Origin of the sequence: Spirosoma sp. (genome assembly GCF_026391055.1) — a bacterium.
Classification (GTDB): Bacteria; Bacteroidota; Bacteroidia; order Cytophagales; family Spirosomataceae; genus Spirosoma.
In genome coordinates this window covers 313,250-330,469 of sequence record NZ_JAPLET010000020.1, presented here as the reverse complement: position 1 = coordinate 330,469, position 17,220 = coordinate 313,250, and the positions used below count along the sequence as shown (strand labels likewise).

The 17,220-nt window shown below is 51.0% G+C and carries 12 protein-coding genes; 4 read left to right on the top strand and 8 right to left on the bottom strand.

All coding sequences use genetic code 11. From position 1 onward, the window contains the following. Positions 1-10 precede the first annotated feature (10 nt). From NT073_RS14250 to NT073_RS14220, 7 genes are all read right to left on the bottom strand, one after another. The gene (locus tag NT073_RS14250; RefSeq protein WP_297374596.1) at positions 11-3,685 is read right to left on the bottom strand and encodes a BamA/TamA family outer membrane protein; all 3,675 of its coding nucleotides are present in this window, start codon (positions 3,683-3,685) and stop codon (positions 11-13) included. Further along, a complete protein-coding gene (locus NT073_RS14245) occupies positions 3,682-6,018 on the bottom strand; it encodes a GAF domain-containing protein (RefSeq protein ID WP_297374593.1) in 2,337 nt (778 codons plus the stop codon). The genes NT073_RS14250 and NT073_RS14245 overlap by 4 nt, the downstream gene beginning before the upstream one ends. A gap of 469 nt (positions 6,019-6,487) precedes the next feature. Beyond that, positions 6,488-6,748 carry an acyl carrier protein gene (locus NT073_RS14240; RefSeq protein WP_297374590.1) on the bottom strand — a complete coding sequence of 87 codons (261 nt, stop codon included), beginning with the start codon at positions 6,746-6,748 and terminating at the stop codon, positions 6,488-6,490. A gap of 88 nt (positions 6,749-6,836) precedes the next feature. Then, a complete protein-coding gene (locus NT073_RS14235; protein ID WP_297374587.1) occupies positions 6,837-10,013 on the bottom strand; it encodes an efflux RND transporter permease subunit in 3,177 nt (1,058 codons plus the stop codon). A gap of 10 nt (positions 10,014-10,023) precedes the next feature. Beyond that, entirely contained in the window at positions 10,024-11,073 is a 1,050-nt protein-coding gene (locus NT073_RS14230; RefSeq protein ID WP_297374585.1) for an efflux RND transporter periplasmic adaptor subunit, read from the bottom strand. A 13-nt stretch (positions 11,074-11,086) separates the two neighbouring features. Next, positions 11,087-12,403 carry a TolC family protein gene (locus NT073_RS14225; protein WP_297374583.1) on the bottom strand — a complete coding sequence of 439 codons (1,317 nt, stop codon included), beginning with the start codon at positions 12,401-12,403 and terminating at the stop codon, positions 11,087-11,089. A gap of 83 nt (positions 12,404-12,486) precedes the next feature. Then, the gene (locus tag NT073_RS14220; protein WP_012927364.1) at positions 12,487-13,122 is read right to left on the bottom strand and encodes a TetR/AcrR family transcriptional regulator; all 636 of its coding nucleotides are present in this window, start codon (positions 13,120-13,122) and stop codon (positions 12,487-12,489) included. Between the two features lie 233 nt (positions 13,123-13,355). Between NT073_RS14220 and NT073_RS14215 the strand changes: the two genes are divergently transcribed. Genes NT073_RS14215 through chrA form a run of 4 tightly spaced genes read left to right on the top strand, consistent with a single transcriptional unit; the run spans position 13,356 to position 16,133 of the window. Next, a complete protein-coding gene (locus NT073_RS14215; protein WP_297374578.1) occupies positions 13,356-13,961 on the top strand; it encodes a DUF4254 domain-containing protein in 606 nt (201 codons plus the stop codon). Between the two features lie 37 nt (positions 13,962-13,998). Continuing rightward, complete coding sequence (locus NT073_RS14210; protein ID WP_297374575.1) at positions 13,999-15,072, top strand: glycosyltransferase family 9 protein; 1,074 nt, start codon at positions 13,999-14,001, stop codon at positions 15,070-15,072. 27 nt (positions 15,073-15,099) lie between these two features. Continuing rightward, positions 15,100-15,210: a chromate resistance protein ChrB domain-containing protein gene (locus NT073_RS33375; RefSeq protein WP_366107297.1), complete on the top strand. Its 111-nt coding sequence runs from the start codon at positions 15,100-15,102 to the stop codon at positions 15,208-15,210. Further along, positions 15,165-16,133, top strand: coding sequence for a chromate efflux transporter (gene chrA / locus NT073_RS14205; protein ID WP_366107319.1), 969 nt, complete (start codon positions 15,165-15,167; stop codon positions 16,131-16,133). Before NT073_RS33375 ends, chrA begins: the two co-directional genes overlap by 46 nt. 37 nt (positions 16,134-16,170) lie before the next feature. Here the strand turns inward: chrA and NT073_RS14200 are convergent, their stop codons facing one another. After that, positions 16,171-17,169 carry a glycosyltransferase family 9 protein gene (locus NT073_RS14200; RefSeq protein WP_297374569.1) on the bottom strand — a complete coding sequence of 333 codons (999 nt, stop codon included), beginning with the start codon at positions 17,167-17,169 and terminating at the stop codon, positions 16,171-16,173. Between the last annotated feature and the right edge of the window lie 51 nt (positions 17,170-17,220).

The following is a 17,220-nucleotide window of genomic DNA, read 5'->3' as shown; positions in this document are numbered from 1 at the left end:
ACGGTTGATATCAGAATCGGAAACCCAGCGACACATATGGCAGCGCCCCTTCGTCCGAGAAGCCAACGGAGGCCGTTACCAGCAACAGGCTGGCGGGGGTTACATACAGGCCACCTCCATAGCCGTTGTGCCATTTTTTCGAATTTTCGCCTTTGAGCCATACCCGTCCAACGTCGTTGAACGCTAATAAGCCTACGCTCCCCGGAAAGAGGAACGACTGAAAATCGAACAGTTTTAATCGAGCTTCCAGATTGTAATAAAATAGGTTGTTTCCGGCAAACCGATACGTTCGAAAGCCCCTCAGGTTATCCTGTCCGCCCAGATAAAGTAACTGATAAAACGCCGGATCACCATAGGTCAGTCCTCCACCAACCCGGTTGACCAATACAAAATTAGCCGCCTGACTGAAACTGGTGTATACCGCCAGCTCCGACCGTAGTTGCGTAAAGTGATTCGCTTGCTCACTAAAGCCCTGCATTCCCAGCAAATTGGTGTTCCAATAGAACCCTCGGGACGGCTGCACAGGTCTGTTGCGCTGATCAATCTGCAACCCAGCCTGCAGCCCGCCGTAGCTTTCCCGTCTCAGAAACTTCTCCGAATTAGGCAGTTGGTTGACATAACGCTCAATAAAGCGTCCTTTATTTTCATCGGTGTCCAAACTGAAGTGCTGAAAAACCGGCCCCACCGATACCTGCATGTGGGCACCAACATCCCGTTTAAGTAGCACAGCGAAGTTGATCAGATCGTAGCGGGTCCGGTAGTAGCGAATTCGGCGCTCTTTCTCAAAGATAGTTTCGTTGCCGGGACCAAAGAAGTTGGTCACATTGTCGGGTGCTTTGACCGACGCATTTATCCACAAGTCATTCTTACCAATAGCATCGGTAAAAATCCCATCGTACTTAATCGAAATCGCTTCGGTAGCCAGCGCCCGGCTGATCATCAGGCGGTTCATCGACGCATAGGGTGTTTTTCGAAAGCCCTGTTTTATCCATTGCCCCCCCACGCCAAGCAGCAACCCATCATCCAGATTATAGCCGATGGTTGCGAGGGGCAGCAACCTGTCATATTTGAACACATGGGGGTCGTATTTATTGACGGCTTTATCAGTCGACAGATGCAAATGGGCCAGGTGGGGAGCCGGTAGTATGTTCGCTTCTGTACTCAGATCATAAATCAGCGGTTTCCCAGGATGGCCCTCTACACTAAACGTATCCTCGCCTTTTCCGCCGATCAGCCGAACGACGATGCTGGCCGCTTCCGAGCCGCTCACTTCGAAACGATCGTCGCCTTTCTGGCCGTACAGCCGAATCTCTTTCGTAATCGACGCATCGAACGTGCGGCTGTACAGTTGCGGTCCAACCGACCCATCCTTGGTTATTTTGAATACCGAAACGATCAACTGATCGTCGTTGATATGCTGCACCCGAAACAGTTCTTTTTTATCCGAACCGGGAATGTCGACCGCTTTGGCCAGAAACCGGTAATATTCCAACGCTTTTTCGAGCAGCCAGCCTCGCCGGACTTTAAGCGTTTCAAGAATCCGGTTGCCCGATTCCTGCCGGATGGTGTCGGGAAGTTGATTGATGGCCCGTTGCAGCACCTCGTCGGTCAGCAAATCGCGGAGGTCGGCAATTTCGACCATCCACTCATCGGCGCTAAGTTCGTGCATGAAGAGCCGGTCGAAGAACCGGCCGTTGTTCATGAACCCGTTTATATTACCCAGTTTGGTCGTGAAACCCTGAAATTTGGGTTGTAGCCAGGGCACCGAGGCTATAGCCGGAAATAACCCGCCCGCCCGGAAAAACACCTGGTCACGGTCGCGGGGAATGGGATAATAAATTTTACCATTGGCTGTTTTCCGGCTCCCCCAGCGCCACTGGTCTTCGTGGCGGTCCCAGTCGCCAATGAAGAGATCGAGCATGCGGGCCCGCAGAACGGCACGCTGATCGATTCGGTCGTCATTATCCTTTTCGAGGGCGTCGAGGACTTTTATGGTGCTGATGGACTTGCCATCACCGGGATTTCGCTCTTCGAAGAGGCAAACGGTCTTGCCAAAATCGGCCTGATAGATGCCTAGCGCCGGATCGTCGGGAACATACACGAGCTTCGGATTGGCGTGGGGTAGGCCGACGGCTTCCGCCAGTGTGGGGACTACCAGGGGCGCAAACGGGTGACCAGCCGAAATCTCATCCTGCAACACATCTTTGGCAATGGTTTCGCGCAGCGGAGCGGGCAACGCCCCGGCCGGGTCTTTCTGGATACTCCTCAACACCCATTCCTTCCCGCTGGCATCTTCCAGCCGCAGCGACTTTGTCTGCTGACCGCCCCCCCGCTGCAAAATTTTAAAGCCACCTTGAGTACGGGTCAGGTCGAAGACGGGCAACTTTACGGTGGTAGCCCACTCTTTCCGATAATTGGCACCAAATAATAGACGATGAATGGAGCCAACGCTATCGTAGGCCGGGGCAATAGCTACTTGTACGCTATCCTGCCAAATTGGCGTTTTCACCATTGACGTTGTTGAATCACCCATGGGTGGAACGGCGAAAAGTCTGGCGACATGGGCTTCGGTGGCCGCAGCGGCTTCATCGACGGTGTAGAAAGTCGCTTTTAGTGTCCCATTCGTTAGCTCATCCAGCAGCACATACCCCCATTCGCCACTCACAAACCGGGCCAGCGTCCCGTTTTTCACTCGCTCGCGGTTGATGCCGGAACCACTCACAATGTAGTTGCGCGACCCGTCGACAATGTGTTGAATGGCATGATCGTGGCCCGACACAAACACCACATTGGGCGCTGGTGCCACGGCTTTCTCCATCACCTCTACCATGTGCTTATAGGTCGGATTCGGCAAATCCTGAATATTGCCAAACACTCCGCGCACCAGCGGGTAGATGGAGCCAATAACCGGCAACGGAATGTACAGTTTCGATGAAAACTCCGTCAGCGGAAAAATATGCTGCTTGAGGGTGTAGTACCCGCCATGAATCCCGTAGCTACGAAAGGGATGGTGCGTGGCCACAATAATGGCCTTTCCCTTGTTCCGATACGCAATATCCGACAGCCGGGCAATGACTTCATCCTGACTCTTGCAGGCGCAGTCCGAATCCTGACCCGGTTTTGAGTAGGGATGAAGCCACCACTGCGTATCCAGAATGACTAACAGCAGGCTTGGGCTTAGGGTAATCTCTTCCGGGCCGGGGCACCCATCCGCCGGAAGCAGACGGATATTCGGCACGTTGAGACTATCGATCAACCTACCCTGCCGAACAATCCGCTCCCAGCCGTCAGTACTGCCCTGACCCCAGTCATGATTACCAGGTATTAATAAGACTCTGGACGATTTAGCCCCATTTCTGGACCACAAGCCGGGGCTTATCTGATACCGCAGGATGGCGGCCTCTGTCGTATAATCGGGACTGCTTTCGTCGGAAACCCCATGCGGGTACACATTATCGCCGAGGTAGAGGAGCGTCGTTCGGGAATTTGAGAAATCATAACGAGCCCGTACGGCATCGACAACGGGGTTTTTACCATTTCGTAACCGACCGGCATCGCCAATGAGCACAACCCGATGCCGAATGGAATCAGCCGGAACCGACTGCCCCGAAACGCTTGTCGGGTGGCCTATCAAACCAACTAAGCAACTAAGCAAATACATTACTGTCTCCGTTTTTCTCATCATTGTGCGGAGTCAGTGTAGTTGATATGAACGCGCAGTGCTTTCAGGTGAGCCACGCCCTGTAGGGGCTCAAGGTCAAGGTATTCCAGCTCGGGCAGCAGTGCCCCACTAGCCTGCATATCGGCAATAAGCGGCAGATAATCCGTTACTTCAGATAAATGACTGTACACAATTGCAATGGTGTTGGGTTGAGTGAGCCGCTCCTGCGTTCCTTCTATATATGCTTTATCGATCCGTTTTTTCAGCACTTCATAGCGAATGCTGTACGAACCTTCTACATCGAACCGGCGCTCGTCCTGCCGGAAGCTAATGTCGACGGGCTGGGCATAGGCCAGAATCAGCTGAGTCGTTTGCAACGGGAGCGGCAGACCCGACAGGAGCCGGTGCGTCAGATGAGCCACCTCAACCATAGAGGTCAACTGCCACTGTAACAACCGCAGCCGAATGCCGGGGGTGAAGGGCATATCGGGCGCGATGGATTGACCGAGATAGATCGAGTACTCCGTGCCATCGGTCCGGTAGCGTTCGAAGTAATGCGGATAGATTGTTTGCAGATTCTTCTCTTCCTCGTCGATGTATTCATTGACGGCGGCATTGAGCCAGTCCATGCTTCGTTCGTAGCGTTTCAAAGCCTGATTAAAAAGCCCCGTTACTGGATCGGTTTGTGCGAAATACTGTTGAATCGGCAGTTCGAGCAGTGGCTGAAGCGGCTGTAAATACCGAAAATAGGCATTCACCTCTTCAGTTAAAAAAAGGGATACCTCCTGTTCATCTTCGGGCAAGAGTCCGGCCATCAGTTTATGGCGGCATTCGAAATTTTCGTCCCTGAGCTTTTCCGGACGAGACCAGTTCGAGGGAAATTCGGGAAGCGAAAAAATAGCTTCTACAGCGGCTACCTGCCGAGCCAGATCCTGCTGAACAGCCTTGTGCCGCTCAACCGATGAGTTACGGATATCGACCGCTCCGTAGAGCGGATACACCGCCGGAAACCGTACCGGAATGGCTTCGTTCAGGCCGCCAGCCCGTTGTTCCTGATTAAGTTGAGACCAGGCTGCTTCGTAAAACTTCCACTCGACGGCGGGTTGCAGGGGTGTAAATTTTTTTCGTATAAGCTGTTCCAGATTCGTGTTGAACTGATTGAGTTGATAGCGCAGCAATTCCTGAATAAGGGGAAGAATGCGCTCAATTTTAGTCAGCATATCGTCGTTTAGGGCGAAGGGCTGCGGACTACCCATTTCCAGTATGCCCAGTACTTCATTGGCCGACCCGATGGGATATAGCATGAAACTTCGGATGCCTTTCCCAACCAGGGCCTCCTGCACCGGTTCGGGTAATCCGCTCAGGTCAGGGAACAGGTAAGGCACCGAACTACCGGTTAGCTTCCGGACCATTGCCTGTGCCATAGGATTCTTGTAATCCATACCCGAAGCACCCGCATACTGGAGAAAAATGCTCCGGCTTTTGCTGTTGGGCGGATACACAAAATGGCCGTTCACCTGCGGCATGGGTATAATGCCGATCTGAAGGTCGGGCTGGCCGCAGAGATTCCGCAGGGCCGACTCGAACCGATGGTAGATTATGGGTTCGGTATCGGAATGGAGGTGAACAAAGACCTCCCGTAACTGCTGAATAGTTTCCGTTTCGGTGACGTCTTCCAACTGAAAAAAAGAGAACCCTTCGAAGGTAAACAGCTCCAGCGGCAATGCCTCCCCGTTGGTAGGTAACGGACCTACTCCCTTTGCAAAGTCAATCCAGCCTGGTTGCAGGGGTGGCAGCATCTGCCCGACCTGCGGCTGAACAAAGGAGTTATTGATGTCGAGCCGGAAGTATTTCGTTACGCCGTTCAATTTTTTCTGAAAACGAAACGACTGCCCGGCCACCTGATCTACATGAACGGCATAACATTTCTCCAGTATCATCTGGTAAGCCAGTCGTTGCCGGTCTACCTGCTGTATTTGATCCGGCAAGTCGACCAGGAAGTCCGGGAACTGGTTAAGCAGGTTCTCAAACGCCGATGAGTAATGAAACAACGTGAGCGGAACCGGTATCCCAAACGCATATGGAATTTGGCGTTCGGTATGATTCAAGGGCAACACGGCCAGCGTTGCCAGTTGAAAAAGCTCCGTCAGACGTGACTCGCTGATTGCATCCGACTCCTCATCGAAAAGACCCGTGGCCGCCGTAAACTGGCCGATCAGGTAGGTGTATAATTCGCTGAGCCCCCCTGTTGGCACCAACTGCCGCTGTTCTTTCAAAAAGCTGACAAAGGGGGTGAATGACAGCCGAAACCGAAGCGATAATGTATCTAATCTTGGGAGAGTAAATGTTGTTTCCATACCAATTAATCACTTGTGGAGCACCAGTACATTTTCCGCATCGGGAGTAAAGTATCGGTTGATAATCCGAAAGCGGCAGGCACTTGCTTAAAGCCATTGCCGACGTCCCGATTTAAGGAACCCCACGGTAATACCGACGTAAATAACCTGATCCCACTTCTTCTGTAATAAATCGAACGGTCTGGTTTATGACAGTACCAGCGATGAATGAACATCAGACTCGGGAAAGCAGGTGAGATAGATTTGTTGTTCAACAACAACAGGGTTGTGGTAGTTCGTAAAACTAACTAAGAATACCTATTTAGCAGACTTGTAACAACAATACATTAAGTGGCGTGGATAGTTCGCCATCCACGCCACTTAATGTATTGGACAGGTTGATACCATACCTTTCCAGTAGAGTTCGCTTGCCCGAAGTCATTAAAACGATAAAGACTATACGTCCTGACTAATGTGTCGTTACCGTTTTCTAAGCCAGTCGACTCCCGTCAAGCAGTACTTCTCCGGCGACATACTCCTTCAATTGTCCAAACGTTTCTAACTTCCAGAAATCTTCGTCTGGAATACGAATACCGAAATACGTTTCTACCTGAAGTAACAGATCCGTAATATCCAGTGAATCGAGACCTAAGTCCCGGCTAAAATGGGCTCCGTCAGTCAATACATTCTGATTGATACCCATATCTGCCAGCACTTTATACAAGCGATCGTTTAGTTGAGAAAGTGTCATGATTTACGGTTTGGGATTTTACAGTTTTTATAAAAGTCAATTGACTCGCCCCCGTCACGGCTTACCGTTTGTGGCGGGGGCAAGTGACCTAATGAATTGGTTCGGCCTGAACGGGTTCGGCCTGAACTTGCTCGGCTTGGATTGGCTGGCCGATCTGCTTTTTTGACCGAAAGGCCACCCACTTCTCCCCTATCCGATCCACAACATAATACATCATGGGAACGAGGTAAATGGTGAGCACCATTGAACTGCTCAATCCGCCAATGAGCACCCAGGCCAGTGAGTTTTTCCACTCGGCACCGGCCCCTGATGCGGTGGCAATCGGAATCATCCCGATCACCATGGCAATGGTCGTCATCAAAATTGGACGTAGTCGTTCTTCGCCCGCATGCAGGATGGCCTGCCGGAACGGAACACCCTGCTCTTTCTGCTGATTGGCAAAGTCAACAATCAGAATGGCGTTTTTCACGACCAGACCAATTAACATCAGCATCCCCAGCATGGCAAAAATACCAATGTTCGAGGAGGTCAACGCCAGGGCCAGCAAGGCACCAATGACCGCAACAGGCACCGAAAAGAGCACCACAAACGGATAGACGAAACTGTCGTAGAGCAGCACCATGATGAAGTACACGAGCATCAGACCGGCCAGCATGGCAATTCCCAGCGATCCGAAGCCTTCACTCTGATTCTTGGCATCGCCACCCCAGCTAACTGTTACCCCGGCGGGCAACGGATTTTTAGCCAGATCGGCCTGAATCACGCTGGTCAGCGTACCTGAGCCCGTACCCAGCGTATTGGCCGTCACGGTCACCGAAGAGCGACGATTTTTCCGCTCCAGCAACGATGGTCCATTACTCAGGGTAACATTGGCAAACTCAGCCAACCGCACCGGACGGTTGGTAGACGGACTAAAAAAGTTGATGTTCTTGACATCGTCGGGGTTCTTCCGGTCGAACGCATCGAGCATCACCCGGATGTCGTAATCCTCGCCCCCATCGCGAAACTTAGAGTCGTCGTTCCCGGCAAAGGCATTTTGCAGGGTGCCGCCAACGGTCTGAATCGTCAAGCCCAGCTTCGCCATTTTTTCGCGGTCAATATCGACCCGCACTTCGGGGTTGCCTGACTCAACGGATACATTTACGTCGTTGGCACCGGGGGTTCTGCGGATTCGATTGGCAAGCTCTTCGGCAGCGGCCAGATTCTCGCTCACGTTGTTGCCGCTTAGGAATATTTCAATTGGTGCCGAACCGGAGTTGACCATCCCCACCACCGAGGAATTGAACTCGATGGCCGGAAACTCTCCTTCAAGCTCCTGCCGAACGTCGATCATATACTGCTCGGTGAGTTTATGGCCGGGGCGTTCACTGGCATCGGCGAGTTGAACGGTCAGTTCCGTCCGGTTCGTTTCGCCCTGCCCGGTGCTATTCATGCCAGTACTGGCACCGCCCACGTTGGCGAAGATCGTTTCGACTTCCGGTTTCTTCCGCAGGTAGTTTTCGATGTTTCGGGCCATCAGGTTGTTTTGCTGAAGGGAGGCACTCTTATCGAGTTTCATCGTGAGCAAAAACTTACCCTGGTCGCCCTGCGCTACGAACTCCGAGCCAATGATTCCCAGACTCATAACCCAGCCGGTGAACACGAAGATCGCCACCAGTATGCCGGTAAACGCCAACTTATGTGTTAATACCCAACCTAAACTGCGGTGGTAGACGCTGGTTAACGCAGTCAGTCCTTTTTCGAACCAGAGCAAAAAGGCCTGGAATGGATTTTTCGGATTCAAATGCTCCAGCCGGGCCATCTTCGACGTCAGCCAGGGCGTCAACGTGAAACTAACGACTAAGCTGACCATCGTGGCAAACGCCACCGTGAGCGAGAACTGCCGCAACAGGTCCGCAATGACTGAGTTCACGAAGGTAATGGGAACGAAAACCACCACAATCACCAGCGTAATGGCAACGGCCGCGAACCCGATTTCACTGACGCCGTCGAGGGTAGCCCGCCAGCGGTCTTTGCCCATTTCGAGGTGTCGCTGAATATTTTCCAGTACTACAATCGAGTCATCGACCAGAATACCGATCACTAGCGAAAGGGCCAGCAACGTCATGAGGTTGAGCGAGTAGCCCATTACAAACATGAACAGGAAGGCCGAAATCAGCGAAGCCGGTACCGAAATCATGACAATGAACGCATTTCGGAAGCTGTGCAGGAACAACAGCATCACAATGGCCACCAGACCAACGGCCAGCAGCAAATCGTGGGTTACGGCTTCGACAGAGGCCAGTGTAAACACGCTGCTATCGTATGCAATAGCGAAATGAACCTTGTCTTTGGTATTCTCTTTTTCAATCTGTGCCAGTTTCTCCTGCACGATCCGGCTTATTTCCACCGCGTTCGCATCCGACTGTTTTTTGATAAACAGTCCGATACCATCCTGCCCGTTAAAGCGGCTGATGCTGGTGGCTTCGGTCAATCCGTCGGTTACGTTTGCCACATCGCTCACCCGAATGGGGCTGCCATTCGCCGGGGTGACAATCACCAGCTTGCGAATGTCGTCCAGTGAGCTGAATTTACCCGCCAGCCGGAGCGTCATATTCTCGCTGTTGCTTTTCACTTTCCCGGTCGGGAAATCGAGATTAGCCTGGTTAATGGCCTGCGAGACCTGGAGCAACGACAAACCGTAATAATTCAGTTTGTCATCATCAACGTTGATACGGATCTCACGCTTGTCGCCCCCCACCATCGTAATATCGGCAACGCCTTTAATCTGCTGGAGAACAGGCAGGTACTTATCTTCAACCTGCTGATAGAACACTTCGTTGGGCAGCGTAGAAGTTGCCAGCAACTGCATGATGGGCTGATCGCTGGGTGATATTTTCGACAGTGACGGCTGTTCGGCATCGTCGGGCAGGTCGCTCACCATTTTATCAATTTCTCGCTGGGCGTCCTGCAGAGCCAGGTCAATATCGGTTCCGGCTTTGAACTGAACTACGAGTACCGATGCATTTTCGAAGGAGTTGGACTTCACATCATCGAGATTATCCAGACCCGATACCGCATCTTCAATCTTTTTACTAATCTCCGTTTCCACTTCAGACGGAGCGGCTCCCGGATAAATGGTCGTTATGGTGATAACTGGCGTTGAGAATTCCGGCAGCAACTCATAACTCAGCAACCGATACGAAAACAGGCCGCCAATGGTCAGTATCGCAAACAACACGATAATGAGCGAGGGGCGTTTTATGATGGTTTCGACAAATTTCATACGTGTAGTTCTATTGAGCCGTTACCGGTGTACCGTTTTGCAGATTGATCTGTCCGCTGGTCACGACCTGATCGCCAGCGTTAAGTCCCTTCGTTATTTCGTAATATTCGTTCGTGGTGGTTCCGATACTTACCGGTTTCAGAACTGCTTTCCCCTGCTCGATCACGTACACCTGCGGCTGTTTCTCCGACCCGACAATGGCTTGACGAGGTACGGCCAGCGTTTGCCCTTTCAACTTGTTGGTGTTAGCAATGGAGCCGTACATACCCGCCCGCAGTTGGTTTTTACCTGAGTTCGGCACCGTAATTTCAATGGGGTAGTTGTGGGCCGCATCGCCCTGAGCCGCAATCATCGAGATACGACCCACGAAGCGGGCGTCGGGATAAACCTCCGTCGTAATGGGCAGCGACTGCCCCACGCGAAACTGATTGATGGCTTTTTCGGGCACCTGCACCACCAACTTCAGCGTCGAAATGTCCGTTATTTTGGCAATGGGCGACCCCACCGAAACCACCGATCCTTTCTCAACCATTTTGTCGGTAACAATTCCCGAGAAGGGCGTCGTAACGGTTGTGTTAGCCAGTTGTTTCTGAAGCTGTTTAATCTGCGCCTGGGTCGAACGGATGCTCAACTCGGTGCGCTCTAGATTAATAGCGGGGGTAGCGTCGCCTTTTACCAGCACTTCATAGCGTTTGAGGTCATTCTGGTAGCCTTCCAGCGTCACCATCAGCCCTTCAATCTGGTACCGCAATTGTTCGTCATCCAGTTTAGCGATCAGGCGACCGGCCCCCACCGTCTGCCCTTCTTCAATGGGCAGCGAAACGATTTGACCACCGGCCTGTGGTCGGATTTCGATTTCCCGATTTGGCGAGAACGAACCCAGGAATTCCGTTTCCTGCGAGAGATTCTGTAGGGAAGCTACCGCCGTCCGAACGCCTACTTTCTGGTCTGGATTCGGCTTGTATACTTTTTCTTCAACTTCTTTTTTGTTATTGACCAACGTCCAGGCCGTTAAACCCAGCGTAGCTATAACGGCTAGTACTGTGATAATCCGTTTCATCGCTTTTTTCAGGTTATTGATTGATTAAGCTTCCAGTTGCCTTTTTCCAGTCCAGTTCGGCCGTGCGCAGGCTCACCAGCGTATTGAGGAAATTATTCTGTGCTTCGCGGAGAGAGTTTTCGGCCTGCACCACGTCGGTAATGTCGACCGTGCCTTCTTTAAATTGCAGTTGTGTTTGGGTGTACACCTTTTCGGCCAGGGCCACCTGTCCCCGGTTAGTGCCCAAGTTCCGCTGCTGTACCAGAAATTGATTCCGGGAGTTAGCAATGTCCATGGATATCGACTCGCGGGTCTGGCGAAGCTGGACGTCCAGTTTCTGATCGTCGATGCGTTTCTGGCTTAGCTTAGCCTTACGGGCCATGCCATCGAACACATTCCAGTTCAGTTGCAGGCCCAGCCAGTAGCCGGGTACATTTTTGATGTAAGAATTGTCGCCACCCGTAGCATATACCGTGCTGTTTGCCAGTCCATAGGCAGAGACAGTCGGCACAAAACCCGCTTTAATGTTTCGTTGTTCAAGCCCGTTCAGGTCTTTTTGGCGGTCAAGCAATTGCAGGTCGGTGCGGTTGATGGTGTATTCGTTGGCGGGCGTTACGGGAACCGTCTCGTCGATGGCCGTTCGAACAGTAAGCGAGTCTGCCTGGGGAATACCGGTCAGTAGTTTCAGCGTATTCAGCAGTTGATTATACGTTGCCTGAAGTGATTCAATCTGCGTTTGTGACGATGTTTTACTCAGTTGTAAGCGGTCTACATCAATTCCCTTAGCCAATTTGTTTTGCCGAAGGAGGTCCGTAATCTGAATAAGTCTCTCGGTCGAAGCGAGGTTTTTCTGGAGGAAGGCAATCTGTTGAGCTGTGGTCTGGAGGTTATAGTACGTAGCAGATACATTGTAGGCTACGTCTTCTTTAGCTTTCTGCGTTTGCAGGGCCGACAGATCCCGGCTGGTTTTCGCCACTTTTGTCGCAATCATCAGCGACTGGTTGTATAAAGCCTGCGATGCCTGCACACTGGTGGACAGATTATACGGCAAGCCGAAAGCCAGCACTGAATATGACCCTTCCGGCCCGCCAAAGGCCGAGGCAGGTACTACTTGGCCGGGTATTTTCAGATATCGCTTGTAATCGCCAGTGAGGTTGACCTGCGGACGGGCATTGGCTCGTACCTCCGCGATTTGCGCATCGGTTTTAATTTCATCCAACCGGGCTGCCTGAACACTGTAGTTACCCGTCAGGGCTTTATTAATCAGCTGATCCAGGGTAACGTCCTGCGCGTTCACCACAGAACATCCCAGTAAAAGGGCGGTAGACACATACCATCGAAAAATTTTCATAGCACTTTTAATCGTTTCGTTTTAAATAAATCTATTAATTTTTCATTTTAAATATTTGTTTAATCATTGGGCAAAAAAAAGGATTACTCCTTTTTAAAATCGAACAAATAAGACGTAACCATGTCTATGACGATCTGCTTGTGTTGATTGATAAAATCCTCAAAAGCAGCTTCATCCATTTGCCACATTTTCATGTGCATCTGTTTTCCGATAAACAAGAACTGAATATTGGCAAACGCCATGGGCATTACATGCAATGCTTTAATAGGCCGTACGTTACCCAGGCTGATCTCATGCTGTAGCTGTTGCTCGAACATGGAGTGATGAATTTCTTTCATTACGCCAATGCAACTTGCCATCCGATCTGGATTCCGATGAACCTCATTCATGATGAAGTTCGACAGGTTGGGATTGTTCTTGAGCAATTGAAAGTCATGTTCGATCAACTCGGCAATTTTGTCACGCAAACTGATCGGTTTATTCATGATCTCGACCATACCATTGAAGAACAATTGAACCAAGTCTTCAAAGATTTGCATGAACAGCTTTTCCTTACTGCGGAAATAGTAGTTCGTCAGTGCAATGTTGATACCGGCCGCTTCGGCAATGTCACGCGAGGTAGCCCCGTCGAATCCTTTCTCAAGAAAGACCCGCTCGGCGGCTTCCCTGATGCGTAATTCGGTTGACTTCGACGATAGACAATCCATGGGTTTTTTCATTTGACGTGTCAAAAGTATGTTGTGTATAAGTAACAAACAAAATATTCAAATGGTTTTTTTAAACAAGTGTTTAAATACCAAAAAACAGTCAAAATTACCTAAAAATAGTTATAAAATTCAAGATAAAAGAGAAAGGCGGGCTAGTAGACAGGGTTCACGAAAGGGTACACAGGTGGTTGACTCTTCGGACATTACCAGTTAAAACCCGTATCTTTGCGGTTGACTAACCGCCTATGAACGCCACTTTCGCTAACAATCTATTCCGTCAGAGTATTCAGGACTATCACCTGACCGACCACGTCGATACACCGATCAGCAACCCTTATTCGCCTGAAGATGTTGCCTTTTTACTGTACCAGAAAAACTGGATCGATACGGTTCAATGGCATCTGGAGGATATTATTCGGAGCCCAAGCATACATCCCGATGAATTGGTAGTGGTAAAGCGACGGATCGACCAGTCGAACCAGGATCGGACTGATACTGTAGAGCAAATAGATAGCTGGTTCTTCGGACAGTTTCAGGTTATTACACCAAAACCCGGTGCCCGCTTAAACTCCGAGACGCCCGCCTGGCTTCTGGACAGGATGTCGATATTGCAGCTTAAAATTTATCACTTCCGTGAGCAGGTCGACCGGCCGTCGGTATCCGATGAACACCGCCAGAAAGCCAGCCAAAAACTAGCCGTGCTTCTCGAACAGGAAAATGACCTAGCTCAGTGCTTCGACGAACTTCTGGAAGACATTCGCAACGGCGACCGGTATATGAAGGTGTACCGACAAATGAAAATGTACAACGACCCCACGCTAAACCCGGTTTTATATACCAGTCAGGTATAGACAAAACCTGACCACGAATGACCCTTTCTGATATTTTATGAAGCAACTGCTTCTTCTACGTTTCTCAGCCATGGGCGATGTTGCCCTGCTGGCCCCCGTTGTTCAGTCCTTTTCCCAGCGTTACCCTGATGCCACCATTACGTTGGTGACACGGGCCAAATTTGCCGTATTCTTTGAGCAGCTTCCGGGGGTTCGTATCATCGGAGCAGACTTTGAGGGTCGCCACAAGGGACTTTCAGGGTTGCTTCAGTTGGTGAAAGAACTTCGGCAAATTGCTTCGTTCGATGTTGTTATTGATGCCCACCAGAATTTACGCTCTGCCGTTCTGAAGCGGCTGTTTCAATTGACAGGGGTGCCATCCTTTACAATCAACAAGGGCCGCGCTGAAAAAAATGCGCTGACCCGAAAGACCAATAAAATCCGCAGGCAACTAACGCATAGCGTAGACCGATACGCCCGGGTATTTAAGACCGCTGGCTTTGACCTTGACCCCATAAAGCCATTTACATTTCCGCCAATACCCGCTGCCGAGAAGGAACTGGCTGCTTTTTTAAGAAATCCGTCGGTTCGTACCGATACGCCCTGGCTGGGTATTGCTCCTTTTGCGCAGCATACTCAAAAGATGTGGCCCTTTGACTACGTTGCGACTTTACTGCCTCAACTGTATGACCAACAGCCCATTACCATCTTTTTATTTGGGGGCGGCCCCGATGAAATCACCCGACTAAAAGACCTGCAACAACAGTTTCCACAGGCGGTTCTGGTAGCGGGTCAGCTTTCGATGGCCGCCGAATTACTCCTGATCAGCCGGTTGACAGGGATGGTTTGCATGGACTCCGGAAATATGCATCTGGCCGCGTTGAGCGGGGTGCCGGTGGTGTCCATCTGGGGGTCCACCCATCCTGATGCGGGTTTTGGTCCTTGGGGACAAGGGGAAGAAGCTGTCGTGCAAATTTCTCCTGATGTACTTCCCTGCCGCCCGTGCTCTGTTTTCGGCAACAGACCCTGCTTTCGGGGCGATTTGGCCTGCCTGAACTGGATCACCGTCGATATGGTAGCGAATCGGGTTCAGCAACTGCTAGAGCGTTCACGCTCGACCAGCACAAATTGATACCTTTGTCTATACATTCAGCAACGCATGATTTGGACTACCCGCGAACAGCCGAAAATTGACCCACTAGCCTGTTCGTGGTTTATCCAGCGATTCATCGACCCAACGGCCGACATTCGGTTTGTAGCCGAATCGTAGGTTATTGCCCAGGCTCAGGAGCTGGATGCTGTTCTTTTGACATACCGGATGTTGAATACAGTCACTACGAAGACCGGTGCACGTTTGATTATATCCTGCAAAAGCATAAACTCGATGATTCGGCGCTGTACCGCATTGCCGCCTTCGTACGGGGTGCCGATACTGACGATCATATAGTAGCGCCCGAAGCGGCTGGTTTATGGGCGATATCGGCGGGATTAGCCTTCAATATCAGCACCGATCAGCAGTTACTCGCCCAGGAGCTACTGATCTACAATGCACTTTACAGCTGGGCCAAACACCTACAGTCGGTCAAACAAACGCAAAGCCCTACAGAGCGACTCCTGCGGAGGATTCTGCACACCTACCAGGCCGCTCCGGGCAAACGAAAGACGCCAGACTGGGGGCAACTGGCGCTGTTTGTTGCCAAAGCTGGGGCCTTTGCCTTCGGAAGCGGGCTGGCTATCGTGCCGTTTCTCTATTGGGGTGTTGTGAAAGAGTATGGCTGGCTCAACGAACAGCAGTTTTTAGATGCTGTAGCCGTAGCCATGATTACGCCGGGGCCCGTGGTGATCACGGTTGCCTTTATTGGGTATCTGGTGGCTGGCTTTCCTGGTGCGTGTGTTGCCGGGATAGCTACATTTTTGCCCTGCTATCTATTCACCATACTGCCCGCGCCTTACATCAAACGGTGGGGAAAACATCCGGGTGTCAAAACCTTTGTAGACGGAGTAATCATTGCTGCCATCGGAGCCATTGCCGGTGCCGTCGTTGTACTGGCCCGACGGAGGTTAATTGATATACCCTACCTGTTGATCGCACTGATAACCGTGGGTCTACTTTACCAATTCAAAAAAACGCCTGAATTAGCGGTAATCGGTGGGGCTGCCGTCGCAGGCTTACTCCTTCGGTCTATTAGCTAAACAACTGATGGGACGCGTTTCCTGTAGTCCGCTCTCTTTACTCGAAATTCTTCTTTTTCGTGCGCAGCTCCTTCACATCAAAGTCGAAGGATAGCGTGTTCATGCAATTGAAGTGTTTCATTGGGCACTCGTCAGCACCTGTAGCGGAACACGGACGACACCCCAACCCGGCGGCTTCAAGTCGAACGTGCGGAGTTTTATACGGGTAAAACCCGAGTTGAGGAGTCGAGCTTCCCCAGATTGAGTAGACTTTTTTACGAAAAGCTGCGGCAATGTGCATCAGTCCGGTATCATGGCTGAATACAAGGCGAGCCCGTTTTAATATGGAGGCCGACTGGTTGATATTAAAATAACCGCAGGCGTTATAAATCTGCCGTTCGCCGATGGCCTTCATAATGGCGTTACCCACCTTCCGGTCGTTTTTATCACCCAGAAGTACTATCGGGTAATTTATTTTGCGGCATAGTTCAATCATCCGGGGCAGGGGCAATCGCCGGGTCAGGTGCTGTCCTCCAATCGCGAAAGCCACATAATCATTCTGGTGGGTGGCCGGTAGCCAGTCGAACTCGACCTCATCCTTATACGGGATGAAGTAGTCCAGCCCCCGTCCGTCGTTCTCAACGCCCAGCGGCTGCACCGTTGCCAGGTATCGTTCAACGACGTGTTGTTCGGAGAGAGCATTCACTTTACAGTATACGTAAAGCCAGTTCCGAAACGACTGTTTTTTAACGCTGAAAGACTGAACGCCCAAGGCGGTTTTAATCAACCTGCTGGTGAACGTATGCTGCAAGTCAATTACGTAGTCGAACTTTTGAGCCCGTAGCGTCCGAATCAGCTCGACTACGTTCCCATCCAGATAATGCCGTTCGGAAATATATGGGTTATGTAATACTATTGGCTGATAGTCAGCTTTGGTGCAGAAGTGAATTACAGCATTGGGAAGTTGTTGCTTCAGGCAACGTACAACCGGCGATGTCAAGACAACATTGCCTATGGATGCAAATTGTAGAATCAGAATATTTACCGGGGAGGCCATGGTGTAATCATTTCTACAAAACTATTTTATTTGTCGCATCTCACCAAACCG

Coding starts and splice junctions, on each gene's coding strand:
- NT073_RS14250 (WP_297374596.1), bottom strand. CDS start 3,685: ATGATGAGAAAAACGGAGACAGTAATGTATTTGCTTAGTTGCTTAGTT.
- NT073_RS14245 (WP_297374593.1), bottom strand. CDS start 6,018: ATGGAAACAACATTTACTCTCCCAAGATTAGATACATTATCGCTTCGG.
- NT073_RS14240 (WP_297374590.1), bottom strand. CDS start 6,748: ATGACACTTTCTCAACTAAACGATCGCTTGTATAAAGTGCTGGCAGAT.
- NT073_RS14235 (WP_297374587.1), bottom strand. CDS start 10,013: ATGAAATTTGTCGAAACCATCATAAAACGCCCCTCGCTCATTATCGTG.
- NT073_RS14230 (WP_297374585.1), bottom strand. CDS start 11,073: ATGAAACGGATTATCACAGTACTAGCCGTTATAGCTACGCTGGGTTTA.
- NT073_RS14225 (WP_297374583.1), bottom strand. CDS start 12,403: ATGAAAATTTTTCGATGGTATGTGTCTACCGCCCTTTTACTGGGATGT.
- NT073_RS14220 (WP_012927364.1), bottom strand. CDS start 13,122: ATGAAAAAACCCATGGATTGTCTATCGTCGAAGTCAACCGAATTACGC.
- NT073_RS14215 (WP_297374578.1), top strand. CDS start 13,356: ATGAACGCCACTTTCGCTAACAATCTATTCCGTCAGAGTATTCAGGAC.
- NT073_RS14210 (WP_297374575.1), top strand. CDS start 13,999: ATGAAGCAACTGCTTCTTCTACGTTTCTCAGCCATGGGCGATGTTGCC.
- NT073_RS33375 (WP_366107297.1), top strand. CDS start 15,100: ATGATTTGGACTACCCGCGAACAGCCGAAAATTGACCCACTAGCCTGT.
- NT073_RS14200 (WP_297374569.1), bottom strand. CDS start 17,169: ATGGCCTCCCCGGTAAATATTCTGATTCTACAATTTGCATCCATAGGC.